This window comes from Saccharopolyspora dendranthemae (assembly GCF_007829955.1).
GTDB lineage: Bacteria > Actinomycetota > Actinomycetes > Mycobacteriales > Pseudonocardiaceae > Saccharopolyspora > Saccharopolyspora dendranthemae.
The window spans coordinates 315,588-336,309 of sequence record NZ_VIWX01000003.1; the positions used below are offsets into that span (position 1 = coordinate 315,588).

Sequence of the window (20,722 nt, forward strand, 5' to 3'; positions counted from 1 at the left end):
GGCCCCAGGGCGCGTGCGTCGAACGCGACCGGATTTCCCTGGTCAGCAACGAGAGGAGCGGACGTGATCACGCTGGTGATCACGTCCGCTCGTCGTGTCGCCGGGTCAGGCGGCCGATCCGGTCAGCGCGATCTCGTTGATCTGCGAGGTGAACTGCCCGCCGTTCTGCGCCAGCTCGGTGACCACGACCAGGATCTTGCTGCTGGGCGCGGCCGCCTCCAGCTGGATCGGCGTGTCACCGGCGGCGAGGACTCCGCCGCCGAGCAGCTTGGAGTCCATGCTCGGCGAACCGTCGACCTGGCGGATCTCCACCTTCGTCCCCGCGCTGGGCGAGTTGATGACGATCTGCTGCAGCACCGCAGGACGTTCCAGGGTCAGCACGGCACCGGTCGCGGTGTTGATGCCGCCGGGACCGAGCTGCTGGAAGTAGCCGAAGGTCGACCAGTGCGTGCTCGGATCGCCGTCGAACAGGTTGTTGATCCGGTTCGGCGCGTCGGGCTCGCCCTTCGCCGTGTAGGACGTGCCCTCCGAGATCCGCACCGGTGCCGCCGGCCGCGGTTGTTGCGCGGCGGTGCCCGGGTTGTTGCCCTGGATCACCTGGCCGGTGCCGCTCTGCTGGTTCGACTCGGTGAAGATGCCGATCACGCCGACGGCGATCCAGCCGATCACCAGGATCGTCGCGACGGCCAGCACTCCCACGCTGATCGCGAGCTTGCGGCGCTTCGCGTGGTCCGGCTTCGGATCGTCGCGACGCCACACCTCGTTCGACTCGGCCGGCGGTGTGCCGCCGGCGAGCGTGTTGGCGGGTTCGTACGTCGCGTACTGCTCCAGCACGCGCAGCACCGCGGCACCCGTGCGGACTCCACCGGTGGTGCCGGTCGAATCCGGGTTGCCCAGCGCCCGGACCGCGACGGTGGACAGCTCCATCGGCACGGTCGGGCGGAGAGTGCGTGGTGCGACGAGGTTTCCGTCCGGTCCGGTCGGTGCCGGCGGCAGGGCCTCGGGCGCGTCGCCCAGCGCCCAGCGACCGGTCAGCAGCAGGTACAGCGCGGCGCCGAGGCCCCGCACGTCGTCGCTGGAGGTCGCGTGCGAGAGCGGCCCGGGGAACGCCATCCGCACTTCGCCTTCCGGTGTGACCCGGATGCGCTGGGGGTGATCGGCGCCCAGGACCAGGCCCGCGTGGTGCGCCGACTCGACGGCGGCCGCCAGCGGCTGCATCAGCCGAGCAGCGGTGCCGGGAGGCAGCGGTCCTTCGGCGACCAGGTCCAGGAGGTCCGTGCCGTGCGTCCACTCGGCGATGACCAGGCCGAGAACGCCGGGGGGATCACCTGCGGACTGGGTGACGACGTCGAGCACCCGCGCGACGCCGACGTGGTTGAAGGTGCTGGCGTGCATCGCGCGTTCCAGGGTGCGTCGCGCGTTGGTGGCGGCCTCGGCGTCGGCGCGATCCCCGATCAGGATCGTCAGCGCGACGTCGCGGCCCAGGACTCCGTCCTTGGCACGCCACAGTTCGGCGTTGCAGCGCTCGTCGGTGCCGACTTTGGAGAGCAGCCGGTACCGGCCGTGATCCAAAACCCGGCCGGGTGTGAGCTGCTCCGTCGAAGCATCGGCTTCCGGTTCTTCGCTGTCCGCCGCGATCCGCTCGGTCGGTTTGCTGGTCACCTTCCCTCTCCCGCTCCCTCCGGTCCGCCTACGGGTTGCCCTCACGGAAGGAGACTTCCTACATGAGGGTACGTGACGGGAATGTCAGCGACGACGCAGCAAACCGGCGAGGCGCCCGATGGCGGGTTGAAGTTCGGCCACCCGAAGCATCGACATGATCCCGAAGATCACCGCGAAGCCGACCGCGCTGCCGATGAGCAGCTGCAGCCAGCCGGTTCCGGCTCCGGCCGATCCCGGTACCAGCGCGTCGATGCCGAGGGCGACACCCCAGGCGGCGAGTCCGCCGATCACCGACGCGATGAGCGATTTGCCCAATGTGACCAGGAATCGGCGACTTCCGAGCGGTCCGAGCCGATGCCGCAGCCACGCCTCGCCGACCAGCCAGCCCACGATGAAGGTGAACGAGTTGACGAAGGTCAGGCCGAACACGATCTGGTCCGGCGGCAGCATCGCGGCGACCAGGATCGCCAGCAGCACCTTCGCGACCGTCATCACGACCATGATCAGCGTCGGCGTGCGGGCGTCGTTGAGCGAGTTGAACGTCCGCATCTGCATCATCGTCAGCGCGTACGGCAGCACGCCGAAGGCGGAAATCGCCAGTGCCAGACCGAGCGTCGTGGCCGATCCGGTCTCGCCGCGCAGCGCGAACAGCGACAGCGCCAGCGGCACGCCGAGCGCGGTCATGATGGCGCTGACCGGCATCAGCGTCACCGTCGAGAGCCGGTTGCCCAGCGACAGGTCGTCGATCACCTTGGCGTAGTCGCCGTCCGCGGCCGCCGCCGACATGCGGGGCAGGATCGCGGTCATGATCGAGAAGCCGATGACGCCGTAGGGCAGCTGCAGCAGCATCCAGACGTAGTTGTAGGTCGACCAGCCGCCCGCGTCGCCGGTGAAGGCCACCCGGCTCAGCGCGATCAGGCCGACCTGGCTGACCGCGACGTAGGCCAGCATCCACAGCGCCAGCCCGCCGAACTCCGAGAGCCGCGAGTCCCAGCCCCAGCGCCAGCGGAAGGTGAACCCGGTGGCGCGCAGCGCGGGCACCTGGATGGCGGCCTGGCTGACCACGCCGAGCGTGACGCCGAGGCCCAGCACCAGGACGTGCGCGTCGGTCATCGAGACGGGGTCCAGCGACATCTCGCCGGGCAGCAGCATGTAGACGCCGATCGTGACGATCACGACCAGGTTGTTGACCACCGGCGCCCAGGCCGGCGGGCTGAAGATCTGCTTCGACTGCAGGATCGCGCCGGCCAGCGCGGACAGGCCGTAGAAGAAGATCTGCGGCAGCAGCAGGTAGGCCAGGACGTTGACCAGATCGGTGTTGGACGTGTCCGACTCGGTGACGAAGATCCAGGTCAGCAGCGGGGCGCAGACCACGGCGATGATCGTGCCGATGCCCAGCACCACCACGGCCAGCGTCATCATCTGCTGCACGAACCGCTGACCGCCGTCGGCGTCGGCCTTCTGCGAGCGCACCAGCACCGGCACCACGACGCTGGTCAGCACGCCGCCGATGAGCAGCTCGAAGATGCTGTTGGGCAGCGTGTTGGAGACGTTGAACGAGTCGTTGACGACGCTGAAGCCGACGGCGAAGGCCAGCAGCAGCTTCCACAGGAATCCGGTGATCCGGCTGATCAGCGTCGCGATGGCCATCGAACCGCTCGCCTTGAGCAGCGACGGCTTGCCGGGCGAGACCGGTCGGATGATCTGCGTCTGCTCCGCGGCCTGCTCGAAGGCCTGGTCCGGCCCGGGTTCGGCGGGGATCGCGGAGATCGGCTGCGTCTCGGCGACGTGCCAGCCCTGCCTGCCGTTGGCTCCCGGCACGGGGGTGCGGTGGATCGGCATGGTCGGGCCGTCGGGCCGCCCGCTCGTCCGCCGTGGATCTTGTCGGTTCACTGCGTCAATCCTTATCCGCGCCTGCGCCACCCGGGAGACCGGGACGTTCGCACCAGGATCTCAGAGGCGGTCGTGCCACTCGTTCGGGTCCACGACCCGGTTGCTCGGACCTCGCCGTGTTGCTCAGACCTCGCCGTGTTGCTCAGACTTCGCCGTCGGCGTCCCGCTGCGGCCAGGCGACGGTCGAGGCGTGCGCCAGCGGCTGGGTCTCGGCGGCGTCCGCCGACGGCTGGGAACCGGCCTTGCGCTCCCTGCGGCCCTTGGCCTTCTTCACGATCCGGCGGATCGACATCAGCACCAGCACGGCTCCCGCGATGCCGGTCAGCCACGGGATCATGGCGCCGTACTCGGTGGACTCCATCGGCAGCCGCTTGGTCGTCCCGAGCGGGGTGCCGGACTCGGCCGTCACGCTGATGTCGACCATGAACCGGCCCGCGCGCTGCGCGGACGCCTCCAGCATGAACTGGCGCCTGCCGTTGGCGGGGACGGTGGCCAGACCACCGCCGAAGTCGTGCTGCACCTCGACGCCGGGAACCGTGGGGATCTTGAACCGGATGCCGACGGTGAACGGCAGGTCGTTGACCACGGTGACCGGGATCGGGCTGTCGGAGGACAACCGGTTGGTCGTGCCCGGGTACTCCTCGATGCGGACCTTGCCGAGCATGTCGTTGATCGGGCCGGTGGAACGCCGGACCCAGTCCTCGGCCGCGCCGGAGTTGCCGCGCCAGGCGCTGGAGACGCCGTGCAGCAGGCCGTTCCGCAGCGGGGTGGTCACCCGGCCCGGCGAGACGGTCTGGGCCCGGTCCGCGTCGGAGGAGCGGGCGAGGTCGCCGACCTTGAAGTTCTGCGCCGCCAGCGCGTCGACCACCTCGCGCGGGATCTCCGAGCCCCCGGCCTGCACCGGGTAGGTCAGCTCGGCTTCCTCCAGCGTCGCCGGGTTCGGCGAGGGCAGGGCGGTGAGCCGGATCAGTCCGTCGGCGTCCAGCTTCGACAGGCCGGTGAGCAGTCCGCGCAGGTCATCGGCTCGCATGTTCCAGCGGCGCGGCGGCACCATCACCGAGGTCCCGTTCGGCACGAAGGCGTTGGTGGCCCGGAAGGCCAGCGCGCCGAGCGCGTTCTGCGCGCTCAGCCCGCTGCCGTGCGGCGGTGAGGGCTCGGTGACCTCTTGCTTGGTGTCGCGGTTGGGGTCCAGCGCCGACGCCAGCAGCGGGTCGATGGGGATGGCGGTCCGGTTCTGCCCGCGCAGCTTGACCGGTGACAGCGATCCGGCCGGGATGTTCATCGACCGGGTGTCGAGCAGCATCGTCGAGGGCAGGTCGCCGACCGGCGGGTCGGGCAGGGCGCCCTCGATCGGCCACATGACGTCCCGCGGTTCCACACCGAGCCCGTCCTGGGCGCTGATCAGCTGGGAGCCGTCCATCGCTCCGTCGACCAGGTCGCTGAGCCCGGCGCGACCCAGCGCGACGACGTCGGCGTCGGCGTAGGGCAGCGAGATCACGCAGCGGCCGGTGGTGGCCTGGCGCAGCTTGGTCAGCCACAGGTCCGCCGCGGAGCGGCCGATGCCCTCGACGAGGGTGCCGTTGGGCTGGCGGACCTGGTAGCCGCCCTGCATGGCCTTGGCGGTGATCAGCAGGTCGGGGTCGATGGCGAAGCACATCGCGTTGCCCAGCGAGGAACCGGCCCGCGCGCTGTCGCTGATGGCCTCCACGAGGTCGTAGAGCCGTCCGCCGGGGGCCAGCGACGTGGACAGCTGGTCGTCGACCAGCACCGCGCGCCCGCCGGGCAGCGCTTCGCGCTCCAGCCGCGGGGTGTCGACGATCGGCACCACCAGGGACGTCGGAGTCGGTTGCGCGGGACGCTGCGGCGGCTGGCCGGGCAGCGCGCTGACCGGCAGCAGGAACTGGGCTTCGGCGGCCTGCCCGCGTCCCGACTGGATGTCGACCACCAGCGGGTAGACGCCGGGCTCGGTGAGCTGGAGCGAGTTCGCGCCGGTCAGCGGGACCCGGATCTGGATCGGCATCGACTGGCCGGGTTCGAGCCGGTCGGTGACCGGCGAGGAGGCGGGCTGGGTGATGCCGTCGGTCTCTTCGCTCATGGCCCGCTGCAGCGCGGGCTCGCTGCTCGGCGGTGCGCCGCGCTCGATGCGGGCCTGGACGCCGGTGAGCGCGCGCGAGCCCGAGTTGGTCAGCCGGCCGCTGACGACGACTTCACCCGGAGATCCCTCACCCACCACCGAGGGCGTGACCTTGGTCACGTCGAAGTCGGCTGAACTGCCGCTCTGCGCGGTCGCCGGCATCACCGGCAGCATCGCGAACAACAGCACCGCGCTCAGCGCGGCCAGCAGGAACCTCACGTCTGCTCCGTCCCGCTCCCTCTTGTCGGTCGTGCCCCGAGGCGCTCGCTTCCCGCGAGACCGGCGCCGCCGTGATCGCCACCGTCGCGCAGGCTCAGGGCCCGGCGCACCAGCCGGCGTTCGTCGGCGTAGGCCAACACCTCGTCCAGCTCACCGAGCGGCACCCATGCCACCTCGGTGACCTCCACGTCCTCGTCGGACAGCTCTCCGCCCACCGCGTCCATCAGGAAGTGGTGAACGGTCTTGTGGATTCGCCGATTTCCCGCGACGAACCAGTAATCGATGGTGCCGATCGCGGTGACGACACGGCCGATGATGCCGGTTTCCTCGGTGACTTCCCGCACCGCGGTCTGCTCCGGCGTCTCACCAGGCTCGATGTGCCCCTTCGGCAGCGACCACAACAGCCGCCCCCTGCGATCCAACCTCCCGATGATCGCAGCCAGCTCGTGAGCGCTGTCGATCACCAGTCCACCGGCCGAGGTTTCGTCGACCGTCCGCAGCCGACGCCGTCGGCGCCGGTTTCGACGCCCCGGCTGGGAACCGCCGGAGCGGCCGGGCGACGGGGGCATGCCCTGATGGTAGTGGTTTCGCGATCGCGGGTCGTCTCGCTGGAGCGGCGCGGGCGGTGGAACGCCGGCGCTGTTGCGAGCGCGCGTCGTGGGCGCGGTTCAGCGGGCTATACCCTGGTTAATCGTGTCGAACGAGCAGCCCTCCGGTTCCGATCAGACGTCCTTGGAGCGGGACGCGCAGCGCAACGCGGTCGTCGAGCTGATCAAGGTCGCACCGGTCGCCGAAGAGCTGGGCAAGCGGTTCGCCGCGGCCGGGCACCGGTTGTACCTGGTGGGCGGCAGCGTGCGGGACGCGCTGCTGGGGCGCCTGGGCACCGATCTGGACTTCACCACCGACGCGCGGCCCGAGCAGGTCCGCGAGCTGCTGAGCGGGTGGGCGGAGACGATCTGGGACACCGGGATCCAGTTCGGCACGCTCGGCGCCTTCCGGCACGGCACCGCGGTCGAGATCACCACCTTCCGCGCCGACAGCTACGACCGCGTCGGCCGCAACCCCGAGGTGGACTTCGGCGACAGCATCGAAGGCGATCTGCTGCGCCGGGACTTCACCGTCAACGCGATGGCCATCGAGCTGCCCGAGCGCACCTTCGTGGACCTGCACGGCGGCATGACCGACCTGGTCGCCGAACGGCTCGACACCCCGGCGACGCCCGAGGAGTCCTTCGCCGACGACCCGCTGCGGATGCTGCGCGCGGCCCGCTTCGTCGCTCAGCTGGGCTTCGAGCCCAGCGACCGGGTGGTGGCGGCGATGACCGAGATGTCCGGCGAGATCGCCCGGATCACCCCGGAGCGGGTGCAGGTGGAGCTGTCGAAGCTGCTGTGCGGACAGCACCCGCGGCGCGGCGTGGAGCTGCTGGTGGACTCCGGCCTGGCCGAGCACGTGCTTCCCGAGCTGCCCGCGATGAAGCTGGAGATCGACGAGCACCACCAGCACAAGGACGTCTACCGCCACTCGCTGACCGTGCTCGACCAGGCGATCGACCTGGAGAAGGCCGCGGACCCGGACGCCGAACCGGACCTGGTGCTGCGGCTGGCGGCTCTGCTGCACGACATCGGCAAGCCCGCCACCAGGCGATTCGAGTCCGGCGGCGGGGTCAGCTTCCACCACCACGAGGTGGTCGGGGCGAAGATGACCCGCAAGCGGCTGCGGGCGCTGCGCTACCCCAAGGACGTCATCAACCGGGTCTCCGACCTGGTGTTCCTGCACCTGCGGTTCCACGGCTACAGCGACGGGCAGTGGACCGATTCGGCGGTCCGCCGCTACGTCAGCGACGCGGGTCCGCTGCTGCCCCGGCTGCACAAGCTGGTTCGCGCCGACTGCACGACCCGCAACAAGCGCAAGGCCGGCGCGCTGCAGCGCGCGTACGACGACCTCGAGGAGCGGATCGACCGGATCGCCGCCGAGGAGGACTTGGCGAAGGTTCGCCCGGACCTCGACGGCAACGAGATCATGGGGCTGCTCGGGGTGGATCCGGGGCCGGTCGTGGGCAAGGCGTGGAAGCACCTCAAGGAACTCCGGCTCGATCGCGGACCGATGTCCCGCGAGGAGGCCATCGAGGAACTCCACCGCTGGGCCCGCGAGCAGGGCATCGAAACGCCTGGTCAGTGACCTTCCGCTGGGTCGGTATTAATACTGAACGATGACCATTGAGTATTAGTTCTCGATGGTCATCGCTGATTCGTATCGATTTCCGGCTTTCCGCCCATCTTGTTGCGCCGGGAAGGGGTCAGCTCCGGTCATCCGGTGAGATCATGCGGAGGTGGGATCGGACGCTGAGGTGGAGCCGGGGACGCTGCTGGTCGCTGCTCCGCAGCTGATGGACAAGAACTTCCGGCGCACCGTCGTCTACGTCATCCACCACCGGTCGGAGGGCACCCTCGGCGTCGTGCTGAACCGGCCGAGCGAGGTCGCGGTCAACGACGTGCTCCCGAAGTGGGGTGACCACGCGACCCTCCCCCCGTCGTTGTTCGTGGGCGGGCCCGTCGAGCAGAGCACGGCCATCTGCCTGGCCGCGCTGCGGGCAGGCGAGGACGTCGCGGCCATCGACGGCGTGGTCGGGGTGCGCGGCCCGGTGGGACTGGTCGACCTCGACGGTGATCCGGAGGCGCTCGCGCCCAGGGCCCGGGGACTGCGCTTCTTCGCGGGCTACGCGGGCTGGGACGCGGGACAGCTGGCGGGCGAGCTCGACCGGGGTGACTGGCTGGTCGTCCCCGCGCTGCCGGACGACGTCATCGCCGATCCGGACACCGAGCTGTGGTCGAGGGTGCTGCGCAGGCAGGGGCCGCCGCTGGCGTTCCTGGCCACCCATCCCGGAGACGTCAAGCTGAACTGACCAGGACCTGTTCGGCAGGTGGGGAAGTTCTCATGAAAACTTCCCCACGACCACTTCTCCACAGCCTGTGGACAACTGCCTGTGGATAGCTTGGGGACAAGCGCGAACGCACTGGTCAGCCGCCGCAGCAGCCGCCCGCGCAACCGCCGCAGCCACCTGCCTGTGCAGGGGCGGGCACGGTCTCGGCGGCGCGGTTGCCCACAACCCCGCCCAGGGTCATCAGCACGAACGCGCCGACCAGGCCGAGCACCGCGACCATCGCGACGCTGAACCCGCTCGCCAGCGCCGGCATCGAGATCCCGGCCAGCGCGGCGATCGCACCGGCGGCGAGCATCGCCGGACCGGCGGCCCGGTTGGCGAGCTCGAAGGCCTCTTCGCTGCGCATCGCGGCGGGGGTCCGCACGCCGACGTAGGTGTTGAGGGGCAGCGAACCCCGGAAGCCCCGGAACCCGAGCAGCAGCAGGGCCGCTCCGCCGAGGATCAGAACCGCGCAAAGGACCACCTGAACAGCGAGCACCCCAGCAGCCTAAACCTCCGCCCGGGGGCGATCTGCCGGACATCGCCTCGAGGTGCCTTGCCCCACACGTCCCGCCGAACGGCTGGCCGGAAAAGGTTTCGCCTGGTCCGATACGCTGGAGGTATGAGCGCGAGGCTGCTTCTTGCGAGGCCGCGTTGAGCCGATGAGACCGGTTCAGCGCGGCGACCCCTCATGCCCGACCAGGGCCTGGGGGGTTTTCCGTTTTCGGGGGGCGGCACACTGGTGCGCACGAACGCGCGCGTTCCGGCGGAGCAGGGAAGGACGCAGAACATGACTGGCCAGCCAGAAGGGGCCAACACGGCCGGGTCGGCGGCTTCTTCAGCAGAGGAAGTCCCGCCGTTCCGGTACACGGCGGGTACCGCCACCGAGATCGAGCAGCGCTGGCAGCGGGAGTGGACCGAGCGCGGCACGTTCCACGCGCCGAACCCGACGGGCCCGCTCGCCGACGGCGCGGTGCCCGAGGACAAGCTGTTCGTCCAGGACATGTTCCCGTACCCGTCCGGTTCCGGCCTGCACGTCGGCCACCCGCTGGGCTACATCGGCAGCGACGTCTACGCCCGCTTCCACCGGATGCAGGGCCGCAACGTGCTGCACACGATGGGCTTCGACTCCTTCGGCCTGCCCGCCGAGCAGTACGCGGTGCAGACGGGCACGCACCCGCGCACCACGACCGAGGCCAACATCCAGCGCTTCCTGGGCCAGATCCGCCGGCTGGGCCTGGGGCACGACGAGCGCCGCCGCATCGCCACCACCGACATCGAGTTCTACCGGTGGACGCAGTGGATCTTCCTGCAGATCTTCAACGCCTGGTACGACCCGGACGCCGACGGCGGCAAGGGCCGCGCGCGGCGGATCAGCGAGCTGGAGACCGAGTTCGCCGCCGGCGAGCGCGCGACGCCGGACGGCCGCCCGTGGGCGGAGCTGTCCGAGGCCGAGCGCACCGAGGTCGTCGATGCGCACCGGCTGGCCTACCTGTCCGAGGCACCGGTCAACTGGGCACCCGGCCTGGGCACCGTGGTGGCCAACGAGGAGGTGACCGCGGACGGGCTGACCGAGCGCGGCAACTTCCCGGTGTTCCGCCGGAACCTGAAGCAGTGGATGATGCGGATCACCGCCTACGCGGACCGCCTGGTCGACGATCTGGACCGGCTGGACTGGCCGGACAAGGTCAAGACGATGCAGCGGAACTGGATCGGCCGCTCGCAGGGCGCCAACGTCGAGTTCCCGATCGGCGAGTCCGGTCGTTCCGTCGAGGTCTTCACGACCCGTCCGGACACCCTCTTCGGCGCCACCTACATGGTGCTGGCGCCGGAACACCCGCTGGTCGACGAGCTGGTCACCGCCTCGTGGCCGGACGGCGCGGACGAGCGCTGGACCGGCGGCGCGGCCACCCCGGCGGACGCCGTGGCCGCCTACCGGCGGGCCGCGTCGATGAAGTCGGACCTGGACCGGCAGGAGAACAAGGAGAAGACCGGCGTCTTCATCGGTGCTCACGCCACGAACCCGGTCAACGGCGCCCGCATCCCGGTCTTCATCGCCGACTACGTGCTGATGGGCTACGGCACCGGCGCGATCATGGCCGTCCCCGGCCAGGACCAGCGCGACTGGGACTTCGCCACGACGCTGGGCCTGCCGATCATCCGCACCGTGCAGCCGGCCGAAGGCTTCGACGGCGACGCCTACACCGGTGACGGACCGGCCATCAACTCCGCATCGGAGACCACCGGCCTGAGCCTGAACGGCTTGGACATCGCGGACGCGAAGAAGACGGTCATCGCGTGGCTGGAGGAGCACGGCCACGGTCGCGGCACGGTCCAGTACAAGCTGCGCGACTGGCTGTTCGCACGGCAGCGGTACTGGGGAGAGCCGTTCCCGATCGTCTACGGCTCCGACGGCGTGCCGCGCGCGCTGCCGGAGGACCAGCTGCCGGTCGAGCTGCCGGAGGTCGAGGACTACTCGCCGCGCACCTTCGACCCGGAGGACGCGAACTCCAGCCCGGAGCCGCCGCTGGCGAAGGCCGAGGCCTGGCGCCACGTCGAGCTGGACCTGGGCGACGGGCTCCGGCACTACGAGCGCGACACCAACGTCATGCCGCAGTGGGCGGGTTCCTGCTGGTACCAGCTGCGCTACATCGACCCGGACAACTCCGAGCGGTTCGTCGACCCGGCCAACGAGCAGTACTGGATGGGCAAGAACCCGCAGGCCCACGGTGGCAACGACCCGGGCGGCGTCGACCTGTACGTCGGCGGCGTGGAGCACGCGGTGCTGCACCTGCTGTACTCCCGCTTCTGGCACAAGGTGCTGCACGACCTGGGCCACGTGTCCTCGGAGGAGCCCTACCGGCGGCTGTACAACCAGGGCTACATCCAGGCCTTCGCCTTCACCGACGCGCGGGGCGTCTACGTCCCGGCCGAGGAGGTCACCGAGTCCGGCGGGAAGTTCTCCTACCAGGGCGAAGAGGTCTTCCGCGAGTACGGGAAGATGGGCAAGAGCCTGAAGAACTCGGTGTCGCCGGACGAGATGGCCGACGCCTACGGCGTGGACACGCTGCGGCTCTACGAGATGTCGATGGGCCCGCTGGAGGCCTCGCGTCCGTGGGTGACCAAGGACGTCGTCGGCTCGCACCGGTTCCTGCAGCGGCTGTGGCGCAACGTCGTCGACGAGAGCAGCGGCGAGCTGCGGGTGACCGACGCCGAGCCGGACACCGAGATGCTGCGCGCCCTGCACAAGACGATCGCGGGCGTCCGGGAGGACTTCGCCGAGCTGCGGTTCAACACGGCCGTGGCGAAGCTGATCGAGTTCAACAACCGGATCACCAAGACCTACGCGTCGACCGCGGGCACGCCGCGTTCGGTGGTCGAGCCGCTGGTGCTGATGGTGGCGCCGCTGACCCCGCACCTGGCCGAGGAGCTGTGGACCCGCTTGGGCCGCACCGAGAGCCTGGCGCACGGGCCGTTCCCGGTCGCCGACGAGCAATACCTGGTCGAGGACTCGATCGAGTACCCGATCCAGGTCAACGGCAAGGTGCGCTCTCGAATCCAGGTCCCGGCCTCGGCCGACCAGGACGCCGTCAAGGCGGCGGCCCTGGCCGACGAGAAGATCGCGGCGGCCCTGGACGGCAACGACCCGCGCAAGGTCATCGTCGTCCCCAACCGCCTGGTCAACATCGTCGCCTGACGGTTCCCGACCACCACGATCCCGAACCGAACACCCCCACCACCCGATCTCCCTCGGCCTCCCCGGAGGCCGGGGGAGATCGTCGTCTCCGCCCCGGGTGGTGCGGTCGTGTCTGAGCGGCTGACGGGCGGTACCGCACTACGCTGCGTGGTGAGCCACGTCGCATAGCGAGGTTACTCGCCGGTAACTACGGTGGCGGCATCGGACGAGATACTGGAGGTCTCGATGACCAACCCGGCATTCGACGCGAGCGAGCTCCGCACCCTGCTCGACGGGCGGTGGGCCTCGGTCCGCGAGACCGTCCGCGCGGCGCTGCGTGAGAGCGACCTGGGCGACGCCGACGGGCTCGACACCGAGAGCCACCGCGCGCGCACCCTGGAGCAGCTGCGCCTGCTGGCCAAGTCCGGTGTTCCCGAGCTCGGGTTCCCGTCGGCCCAGGGCGGCGGGAACGACCAGGGCGGTTCGGTGGTCTCGCTGGAGATGCTGTGCGGCAACCTGTCGCTGATGGTCAAGTCCGGCGTCCAGTGGGGCCTGTTCGGCGGGGCCGTCGTCGCGCTGGGCACCGAGCGCCACCACGAGCGCTACCTGCGCGACATCATGAGCGTCGAACTGCCCGGCTGCTTCGCGATGACCGAGACCGGCCACGGTTCCGACGTCCAGAGCCTGCGCACCACCGCCACCTACGACGCGGCCACGCAGGAGTTCGTGGTCCACACCCCGCACGAGGCCGCCCGCAAGGAGTACATCGGCAACGCGGCCCGCGACGGCCGGATGGCCGTGGTGTTTGCACAGCTCATCACCGAGGGCGAGAGCCACGGCGTGCACGCGCTGATGGTCCCCCTCCGCGACGAGGCCGGGAACACCTGCGAGGGCGTGCGGATCGAGGACTGCGGTCGCAAGGCCGGGCTCAACGGGGTCGACAACGGCCGCATCTACTTCGACCAGGTGCGGGTGCCTCGCGCGAACCTGCTCAACCGCTACGGCGACGTCGCCGCGGACGGCACCTACAGCAGCCCGATCGACAGCCAGGGCAAGCGGTTCTTCACCATGCTCGGCACCTTGATCCGCGGACGGATCTCGGTCGCGGGCACCTCGGGCGCGGCGGCGAAGCTGGCACTGGAGATCGCGCTGCGCTACGGCGAGACCCGCCGCCAGTTCGACCGGCCGGACGCGGACCACGAGGTCGTCGTCCTCGACTACCTGGCGCACCAGCGGAAACTCCTTCCCGCCCTGGCGAAGTCGTTCGCCCTGCACTTCGCGCAGGAGGAGCTGGTGCAGGCGCTCGACGAGGTGCAGCGCGGTGGTGACGAGCGCGCCCAGCGCGAGCTGGAATCCCGAGCCGCCGGGCTGAAGGCGGTCACCACCTGGCACGCCACGCACACCATCCAGACCTGCCGCGAGGCCTGCGGCGGCGCCGGCTACCTCACCGAGAACCAGCTCGCCGGGCTCAAGGCCGACACCGACGTGTTCACCACGTTCGAGGGCGACAACACGGTCCTGCTGCAGCTGGTCGCGAAGGGGCTGCTGACCAACTACAAGGACCAGTTCGACGGGATCGGCACGCTGGGCCTCGCGAAGTTCGTCGCGGACCAGTTCGTCGGCGCGGTCATCGAGCGCTCCGCGGCGAACTCGATCGTGCAGCGCATCATCGACGCCTCGAACAAGGACGACATCCTCGACCGCGGCTGGCAGCTGAAGATCTTCGACGACCGCGAGGAGCACGTCCTCGACGGGCTGGGCCGCCGACTGCGGAAGGCCAACAAGGACAACGCCTTCGAGGTGTTCAACAACGCTCAGGACCACGTGCTGCGCGCGGCTCGGGTGCACATCGACAGGCTGGTGCTGGACGCGTTCGTCGCCGCCGTCGACCGCTGCGAGGACCCGCGCAACGCCGAGATCCTCGACAAGCTCTGCGACCTCTACGCCCTGTCCATCATCGAGGAGGACAAGGCGTGGTTCCTGGAGCACGAGCGGATCAGCCCGCGCCGTGCCAAGTCCATCACGCAGGCGATCAACAAGCTCTGCGGCGAACTCCGCCCGCACGCCGTCGACCTGGTCGAGGCCTTCGGCCTCCCGCGGCAGTGGCTCACCGCGCCGATCGCCACCGGAGCCGAATCTTCCCGCCAGGACACGATGATCGCCCACGACAAGGCGAACCCACTCCCCTGATCTCGTTCTCTCGACGAGGTGATCTCGTGGGTGGGGGAAGTTCTCATGAAAACTTCCCCCACCCACGGGAACCAGGATCACCGGGGGTGGGGAGGTGGGAAGTTTTCATGAAAACTTCCCAATCCTGGGAAAGGGGAACCGAAACGTCCCGGGTGCGTCTCAGTGGGCAGATGTCGAACGCCACTGAGGGAGAAACGATGAGAGCGCTGGTCCGGAAATCCGTTGTCGCCGCGGTGAGCGGCGCTTTGCTGTTCGGCGTGCCCGCGACCGGTGCTGCCGCTGAGACCGGTGCTGCCGCCGAGGCCGCGGCGATCGCCTGCGATGACGACTCCAGCGGTCAGGACGCTTCCTTCTACCCCGGTGAGTCGGCGGGCTACACCTACGACGAGAAGTTCAGCGCGGGCCCGAAGATCCCGGGACTGCCGGAGCACACCCCGCAGGGCCTGGCGGCGTGGAAGGACTGGGACGGCGCGGGCAACGGCCTGCTGCTGATGAGCGCCTACGGCAAGGACGGTTCGAACGCCAAGATCTACGGCGTCGACCCCTCCTCCGGCAAGACCGTCGGTGACGTCGAGATCGCCGAAACCCACGCCAGCGGCATCGCGATCGCCCGCGGCTGGGCGTTCGTGACCGGCAGGAACAACGCCGAGGGCCACTACACCGTCCGCAAGTACAAGCTCAGCGAGCTCGCCGACGCCCTGAAGGCCGAAGGCAGTCCCTACGTCAAGCAGACCGGCGAGGCCCGCGAGGTCTACGGCGCGTCGTTCCTGTCCGGCGACGGGAACACGCTCTACGCGGGCAAGTACAGCCGCGACGGCCGCGAGAAGATGTACGCCTACGACGTCGCCGCCGACGGCACGCTCACCACCGGCAAGTCCTTCGAGATCCCGAAGGGCACGCAAGGCCTGATGGTCACCGGCGACAAGTTCGTCTACAGCACCTCGCTCTCCCGCGACGTGCGCAGCAACCTGTACGTGATCGACAAGGGCGCCACCGACATCGACATCCCGTCGACGCGCTGCTTCCGCTCGCCGAGCATGTCCGAGGGCATCGACGACCTGGGTGGAAAGGCCTACGTGCTCTACGAATCCGGTTCCTACCAGTACCCGGACGCCCGCAACGTCATCGAGAACCTGCACGAGGCCTCGGTCTCGGGCCTGTGATCAACCGCCGCGCAGCCACCTGCTGAGCGCCGCCCACCGCCCGGTCTCCTCGCGGGGGCCGGGCAGGCGCCGGGCGAGGGGCGCGGGCGGGCCGAGCCAGGGCTGGATCTGCTTGGGCGGTGGTGGGAAGAGCACCGGCAGCGAGGCCGGGGCCCGGTGGAACGGGCCGGACTTCCACTCCAGCGCGTCGGCGGGGACGGCGGTCTCCAGGTCGGGTAACCGGTCCAGGACGCGCTCGACGGCGACGGTGCCGGTCATCCGCGCGATGCGCTGCGCGGGCGTCGGGCACGCGTGCCTGCCCGCGCCGAAGGCGACGTGCGCGCGGTTGCCCACGCGTCCTCCCGCGGACACGGCGGGATCGGTGTTGGCGCCGGCGAAGCTGATCAGCAGCGGCTGGTCCGCGGGCACCGGGTTGCCGCCGACCTGAACCTCGCGGGGTGGGAAGACGGTGCCGCGGTTGGCGATCGGCGGGTCCGACCACAGCACCTCGTCGAGCGCGTCGGCCACCGGGAGGCTGCCACCGGAGAGGTCGCCCGCGAAGCGCTCGTCGATCAGCAGCAACCGCAACGTGTTGGCGATGAGGTTCTGCAGCGGTTCGCTCCCGGCGCTGCACAGCAGAACCACCTGGTGCACGGCCTCGTCATCGGTCAGGCCGGCCTGGTGCGCCAGCAGCCAGGACACGACGTCGGGGCCCGGATCGCTCCGCTTGCTGGCGACGAGCTCGGCGACGGCGGTGTCGATCCCCCGCCCGCCGTCGACCCCGTCGAACAGGGCCAGCGCACCGGAGACGATCTTCTCCGAGATCACCGGGGGTGCACCGCAGATGCGGGTGACCATCAGCAGCGGCAGCACCCGCGCGTACTGCTCCACGAGATCGGCCTTGCCGTCGGAGGCGAAGCGGTCGATCAGCGCGTCCGCGGTCTCCTCCAGGTGCGTGCGCAGTTCCCGGGTGTCGATGCGCGCGAGCGCGTCGGTCACCGCTCCGCGCAGCCGGGTGTGCGCCGGCCCGTCGAGGAACGTGCAGTTCGGCCGGTAGCTCATCCGCGGCAGCACCGGGCAGTTCTGCGGCACGCCTCCCTGCCAGGCGCGGGGGTCCTTGGGGAAGTTCGCGGGATCCCGCAGCACCTGGAGGGCTTCGGCGTAGCCGAGCACCAGCGTCGCGGGCACGTCGGGCGCGATCTCCACCGGCGCGGTCGGGCCCGCCTGTCGCAACCGCTGGTAGACGGCGTGCGGGTCGGCGGCGAATTCCGGCCCGTGCAGCCGGGTTCGATCCTCGGTCACGAAGTCTCCTGCTCTCTACAAGCTGGCTCGAAGCCCGTCCAGGACGTTCTGCAGCAGGTCGAGGTCCGGTGCCTGCAGGTCGTGCTGGGCGCTGCGCGTGACGATGTGCCCGCTGTCCAGCAGGTCGCCGAGCAGCACCTTCGTGACGCTCATCGGCAACCTGAGATGCCCGGCGACCTCGGCGACCGACATCGCCCCGTCGCGGCAGAGCCGGAGCACGCGCCGCATCTCGGGCCCGGCCGCGCCGGGTGAGGCCTCGCGCACCGCGTAGATCTGGGTGTCCATCTCGAAGGTGTTGCGCGTCGGCCGGGCCCGGCCGCGGGTGACGACGTGCGGACGGACCAACGCGCGCTCGCGCTTCACGCGAACTCACCGATGCGCTGACCGGTGCTGAGTTCCTTCCCGAGCCGCTGGACGAGTTCCATCAGCCGGTGGGACATCGTCTCGACGTCCACGCCGTGGCCGGCGGAGGCGGCGACGTAGGCGCGCGGGCCCGCGGCGACGAGGAAGACGTAGCCGTGGTCGTACTCGGTGATGGTCTGCTGCCAGGACTTCTCGGTGGCTCCGCAGAACGCGGCGTTGGCCCGGGCCAACGACTGCAGGCCGGACATGGCCGCGGCGTGCCTGTCGGCCTCGTCGGAGGTGATGTCCGCGGAGTGGGCCATCAGCAGGCCGTCGGAGGACAGCAGGATCGCGTGCCTCGCCTCCGGGATCCGCAGTGCCTCGTCGAGCATCCACCCCAGGTCGTGCTGCCGATTGCTGTTCATGGCTCGGAGGTTCCCTTTTCGTCGTCCGGTTTCTCCTCGGACCCGCGACCGGTGAGGCTGCCGCGTTGCCACGCGCCCATCACCGATGGCTTGCCCGTTCCCCAGTTGTCGTGCTCGGCGGTCTGCGCGGGCACGGAGTGGCTCCGGCGCTGCCGCTGGGGCAGTCCGGTGCTGGTCTGCTGCTGAGCCGCCGGTTCGCTCATCGCCGGAGCGGGTGCTGATGTTTCGGTCTTGGCGAGCAGTTCGTTGGGCAGGAACAGCACCGCGCGCATTCCCCCGTAGGGCGAGGCGGTTTCCACGAAGACCTTGAACCCGTAGCGGGCGGCGAGCACCCCGGCGAGCGCGAAGCCGATCTGCGGCGGGTCGCCGAGCTTGTTGATGTCGACGACCTCCCGCCCGGTGAGCAGGGCTTTCGCGCGTTCCCGAGCTTCGGGGTTCATGCCGACCCCGGCGTCGTCGACGACGACCGACAGCCCGTTGTGGGCGGGCTGGAAGTGCACCTGGACCTGCGTGGCGGGCTGCGAGTAGCGCGCAGCGTTGTCGAGCAGCTCCGCGAGCGCGAGCACGACGGGTTCCACGGCCCGGCTGGAGACCGCGAGCTCGCTCTCGGAGTGCACCTCGATCCGCAGGTAGTCGCGGATGCGGGAGGTCGCGCCGCGCACCACGTCGAGCACCGGCGCCGCGGAGCGCTGCTGACCGGGCCAGGTCCCGCACAGCACGGCGGTGGCCTGGGCCCTCCGCACGAGCTGCGAGTTCGCGTGGTCGATCTTCATCAGGCCGGCGAGCACGGCGGGATCGTCGTGCTCGTGCTGCATCTCGCTGATCGCGAGCTGCTGCTCGTTGGCGAGGCTCTGCACGCCGCGCATCGTGGAGATCAGGGTCGCTTTCGCGGCCCTGTCGGCGCGTTGGCGGGTCTCGTCGGCGAAACCCGCGAACTGGCCGATGGCGGTCTGCATCTCCTGGTGGAAGGGCGTGTCGGCGAGGTGGGACCGCAGCGGTCCGGGCACGTCGATGGGCAGGCCGCGCTCGGCGTCCATCAGCGCGGGAAGCCGTCGAGTGACCAAGTGGTGCGCTTCTTCATCGCGCAGCCGGATCTGGAACTTGAGGCGCTGCAAGGAAACGAGGAAGGCCAGCAGAATCACTACGATTGCCGCGAGGGCAACCCACAATGCCACGTCCACTTGGGAGTGCTCCGTCGTTAGCGTGCGTGAAGGAATTCGGAATCGCTGGGATCGTCGAAGTTACCACGCTGATGGGGCGACAATCGAAAATGCTTTACTCCGCAAACAAGCACTGATCGTGACGTGTTGAGCCGCGTGACCTGCTCGCTTGCCGAGTGAGTAGCGTGCCATTGCGACACACGCGTGATCGTTCGGACCCGTTTGATCAGCATTCGGATGCGCTCAGTGACAACCAGGGGGCGACCCGCCGGTACTGCGCCGAACGACGGAAATCCGCGAACTCGGACAACCGAATTCGGCGTCGCATTCATGATCCCGCTGCAGAATACCCAATGCGGTGAATCACGCCCGGAACTCTTGCTGATCGCTACAATGCCCCGCGCGATTGGTGATCATTCTTCCGTCGATGTCGGTGCGCGCGGCTAGCTTCCGGGCGTGGAACTCGATCTGACGGTCCCGGCGCGCGCCCTGGCGGCGGTCGCCGCCGACCTGGTCAAGCTGTTGCCCGGCCGGAACCCGAACCCCGTGCTGGACGGCGTCGTGCTCACCGCGCGAGCCGACCGGATCGAGCTCGCGGGAACCGACCGGGAACGCGATGTCCGGCTGGGCTGCCAGTGCCAGGCGCACGCCGAAGGTCAGGTGCTCGTCCCGGCCCGCCCGCTGGCCGAAACCCTGCGCAACCTCGACGCTCCCAGCGTCCGGCTCGTGGTGGAGGGCACCAGGCTCGCCGTGCGCACACCGACCGCGCGGTTCGCGATCCCGCTGCTGGACATCAGCTCGCACCCGGGGGTTCGTCAGGCACCGCCCGAGGTGGGCAGGTTGCCCACCGGTCGGCTGCGGCTGGCCGCCGTGGCGGCGTCGTCGGCGTCGCGGGACGACGCGCTGCCGGTGTTCACCGGCGTGCACCTGCGGGTCCGCAGCGACCGGCTGACCCTGGTGGGCACCGACCGGTTCCGGATGGCGGTGGCCCGCTTGCCCTGGTGCGGCGAGGTCGACGAGCTGGACGTCCTGGTGCCGGCCGGTCTGCTGAGCGAGGTGGCGAAACAGGCGCGCGGCGACGAGGTCTCGCTGCGCGCGGACTCCGACCGGGTCGGTTTCGGCTGGGACGGCGCCGAGGTGACGAGCGCGGTGCTGGACGCGTCGTTCCCGGACGAAGGGCGCCACCTCGCTGAGGACTTCGACGGGGAGGCCAGGTTTCCCGCTGCCGACTTCGCGGACGCGGTCCGCCGGCTCACCCCGTTCGTCGGGCACCAGGCCGGTCTGGTCGTGGAGTCCGGCGACGGCGAGCTCCGGCTCCGCGCGACGAATCCGCAGTTCGGCGATGCCGAGGAAACCCTCAAGGCCACCACCGGAGGCGACCGGATCGTCACGGCCTACCACCCGCGCTACCTCGCCGACGCGCTCCGGCCCTTCGGTGAGGCCGAAGTCCGCCTCCGGCTTCGCAACGGCGCGCGCCGGGCCACCGTCATCACCACGCCCGAATCTCCCGAGCTGCACTACGTCCTCATGCCCCGGCGGCTCTGAGGAGATCCGCATCGGGGCAGGGCGCGGGTCGCCTCCCGCATCCCTGTCCCGACGCACCCCCAGTTTCCAGCCCCCAGCGATGATTCCACGATAGTGGAATCGTGGACAGACA

General features: G+C 70.0%; 15 protein-coding genes. 6 read left to right on the forward strand and 9 right to left on the reverse strand.

Annotation, left to right across the window (positions count from 1 at the left end; genetic code table 11):
• Nucleotides 1-105 precede the first annotated feature (105 nt).
• The 4 genes from FHU35_RS16685 to FHU35_RS16700 form a co-directional block, all read right to left on the reverse strand.
• Nucleotides 106-1,662, reverse strand: a complete 1,557-nt coding sequence (locus tag FHU35_RS16685; protein ID WP_145740675.1) for a protein kinase family protein — start codon at nt 1,660-1,662, stop codon at nt 106-108.
• Nucleotides 1,663-1,746: 84 nt separating this feature from the next.
• Nucleotides 1,747-3,555, reverse strand: a complete 1,809-nt coding sequence (murJ, locus tag FHU35_RS16690) for a murein biosynthesis integral membrane protein MurJ (protein WP_246110358.1) — start codon at nt 3,553-3,555, stop codon at nt 1,747-1,749.
• Between the two features lie 142 nt (nt 3,556-3,697).
• The gene (locus FHU35_RS16695; protein ID WP_145740677.1) at nt 3,698-5,908 is read right to left on the reverse strand and encodes a DUF6049 family protein; all 2,211 of its coding nucleotides are present in this window, start codon (nt 5,906-5,908) and stop codon (nt 3,698-3,700) included.
• Nucleotides 5,905-6,477, reverse strand: coding sequence for an NUDIX hydrolase (locus FHU35_RS16700; protein WP_145740679.1), 573 nt, complete (start codon nt 6,475-6,477; stop codon nt 5,905-5,907). Before FHU35_RS16700 ends, FHU35_RS16695 begins: the two co-directional genes overlap by 4 nt.
• Nucleotides 6,478-6,601: 124 nt before the next feature.
• Between FHU35_RS16700 and FHU35_RS16705 the strand changes: the two genes are divergently transcribed.
• Both FHU35_RS16705 and FHU35_RS16710 read left to right on the forward strand, forming a co-directional pair.
• Complete coding sequence (locus tag FHU35_RS16705) at nt 6,602-8,086, forward strand: CCA tRNA nucleotidyltransferase (RefSeq protein ID WP_246110359.1); 1,485 nt, start codon at nt 6,602-6,604, stop codon at nt 8,084-8,086.
• A 151-nt stretch (nt 8,087-8,237) separates the two neighbouring features.
• The gene (locus FHU35_RS16710) at nt 8,238-8,810 is read left to right on the forward strand and encodes a YqgE/AlgH family protein (RefSeq protein WP_145740681.1); all 573 of its coding nucleotides are present in this window, start codon (nt 8,238-8,240) and stop codon (nt 8,808-8,810) included.
• A gap of 115 nt (nt 8,811-8,925) precedes the next feature.
• Here the strand turns inward: FHU35_RS16710 and FHU35_RS16715 are convergent, their stop codons facing one another.
• The gene (locus FHU35_RS16715) at nt 8,926-9,327 is read right to left on the reverse strand and encodes an SdpI family protein (protein ID WP_145740683.1); all 402 of its coding nucleotides are present in this window, start codon (nt 9,325-9,327) and stop codon (nt 8,926-8,928) included.
• Between the two features lie 291 nt (nt 9,328-9,618).
• Between FHU35_RS16715 and leuS the strand changes: the two genes are divergently transcribed.
• The 3 genes from leuS to FHU35_RS16730 all read left to right on the forward strand — a co-directional run bounded on the left by leuS (nt 9,619) and on the right by FHU35_RS16730 (nt 15,857).
• Nucleotides 9,619-12,525 carry a leucine--tRNA ligase gene (gene leuS, locus FHU35_RS16720; protein ID WP_145740685.1) on the forward strand — a complete coding sequence of 969 codons (2,907 nt, stop codon included), beginning with the start codon at nt 9,619-9,621 and terminating at the stop codon, nt 12,523-12,525.
• 225 nt (nt 12,526-12,750) lie between these two features.
• Entirely contained in the window at nt 12,751-14,694 is a 1,944-nt protein-coding gene (locus FHU35_RS16725; RefSeq protein WP_186459464.1) for an acyl-CoA dehydrogenase family protein, read from the forward strand.
• Nucleotides 14,695-14,891: 197 nt separating this feature from the next.
• Complete coding sequence (locus FHU35_RS16730) at nt 14,892-15,857, forward strand: hypothetical protein (protein WP_145740687.1); 966 nt, start codon at nt 14,892-14,894, stop codon at nt 15,855-15,857.
• On the opposite strand, the gene FHU35_RS16735 is transcribed toward FHU35_RS16730, so the two are convergent.
• Genes FHU35_RS16735 through FHU35_RS16750 form a run of 4 tightly spaced genes read right to left on the reverse strand, consistent with a single transcriptional unit; the run spans nt 15,858 to nt 19,020 of the window.
• A complete protein-coding gene (locus FHU35_RS16735; protein ID WP_145740690.1) occupies nt 15,858-17,138 on the reverse strand; it encodes a cytochrome P450 family protein in 1,281 nt (426 codons plus the stop codon). It abuts the gene before it with no gap.
• 15 nt (nt 17,139-17,153) lie between these two features.
• A complete protein-coding gene (locus FHU35_RS16740) occupies nt 17,154-17,501 on the reverse strand; it encodes a DUF742 domain-containing protein (RefSeq protein ID WP_145740692.1) in 348 nt (115 codons plus the stop codon).
• Nucleotides 17,498-17,905 (reverse strand): roadblock/LC7 domain-containing protein, encoded by a 408-nt coding sequence (locus FHU35_RS16745; RefSeq protein WP_145740694.1) that lies wholly within the window; start codon nt 17,903-17,905, stop codon nt 17,498-17,500. The genes FHU35_RS16740 and FHU35_RS16745 overlap by 4 nt, the downstream gene beginning before the upstream one ends.
• Nucleotides 17,902-19,020, reverse strand: a complete 1,119-nt coding sequence (locus FHU35_RS16750) for an ATP-binding protein (RefSeq protein ID WP_246110360.1) — start codon at nt 19,018-19,020, stop codon at nt 17,902-17,904. The genes FHU35_RS16745 and FHU35_RS16750 overlap by 4 nt, the downstream gene beginning before the upstream one ends.
• A 501-nt stretch (nt 19,021-19,521) precedes the next feature.
• On the opposite strand from FHU35_RS16750, the gene dnaN reads away from it, so the two are divergent.
• On the forward strand, nt 19,522-20,610 hold the full coding sequence (gene dnaN / locus FHU35_RS16755; RefSeq protein WP_145740699.1) for a DNA polymerase III subunit beta: 1,089 nt from the start codon (nt 19,522-19,524) through the stop codon (nt 20,608-20,610).
• The last annotated feature ends 112 nt before the right edge of the window (nt 20,611-20,722 follow it).

Bases quoted from the DNA above. Each gene is read 5' to 3' on its own strand.
- FHU35_RS16745 (WP_145740694.1), bottom strand. From the start codon at position 17,905: ATGAACAGCAATCGGCAGCACGACCTGGGGTGGATGCTCGACGAGGCA.
- FHU35_RS16700 (WP_145740679.1), bottom strand. From the start codon at position 6,477: ATGCCCCCGTCGCCCGGCCGCTCCGGCGGTTCCCAGCCGGGGCGTCGA.
- FHU35_RS16730 (WP_145740687.1), top strand. From the start codon at position 14,892: ATGAGAGCGCTGGTCCGGAAATCCGTTGTCGCCGCGGTGAGCGGCGCT.
- FHU35_RS16725 (WP_186459464.1), top strand. From the start codon at position 12,751: ATGACCAACCCGGCATTCGACGCGAGCGAGCTCCGCACCCTGCTCGAC.
- leuS (WP_145740685.1), top strand. From the start codon at position 9,619: ATGACTGGCCAGCCAGAAGGGGCCAACACGGCCGGGTCGGCGGCTTCT.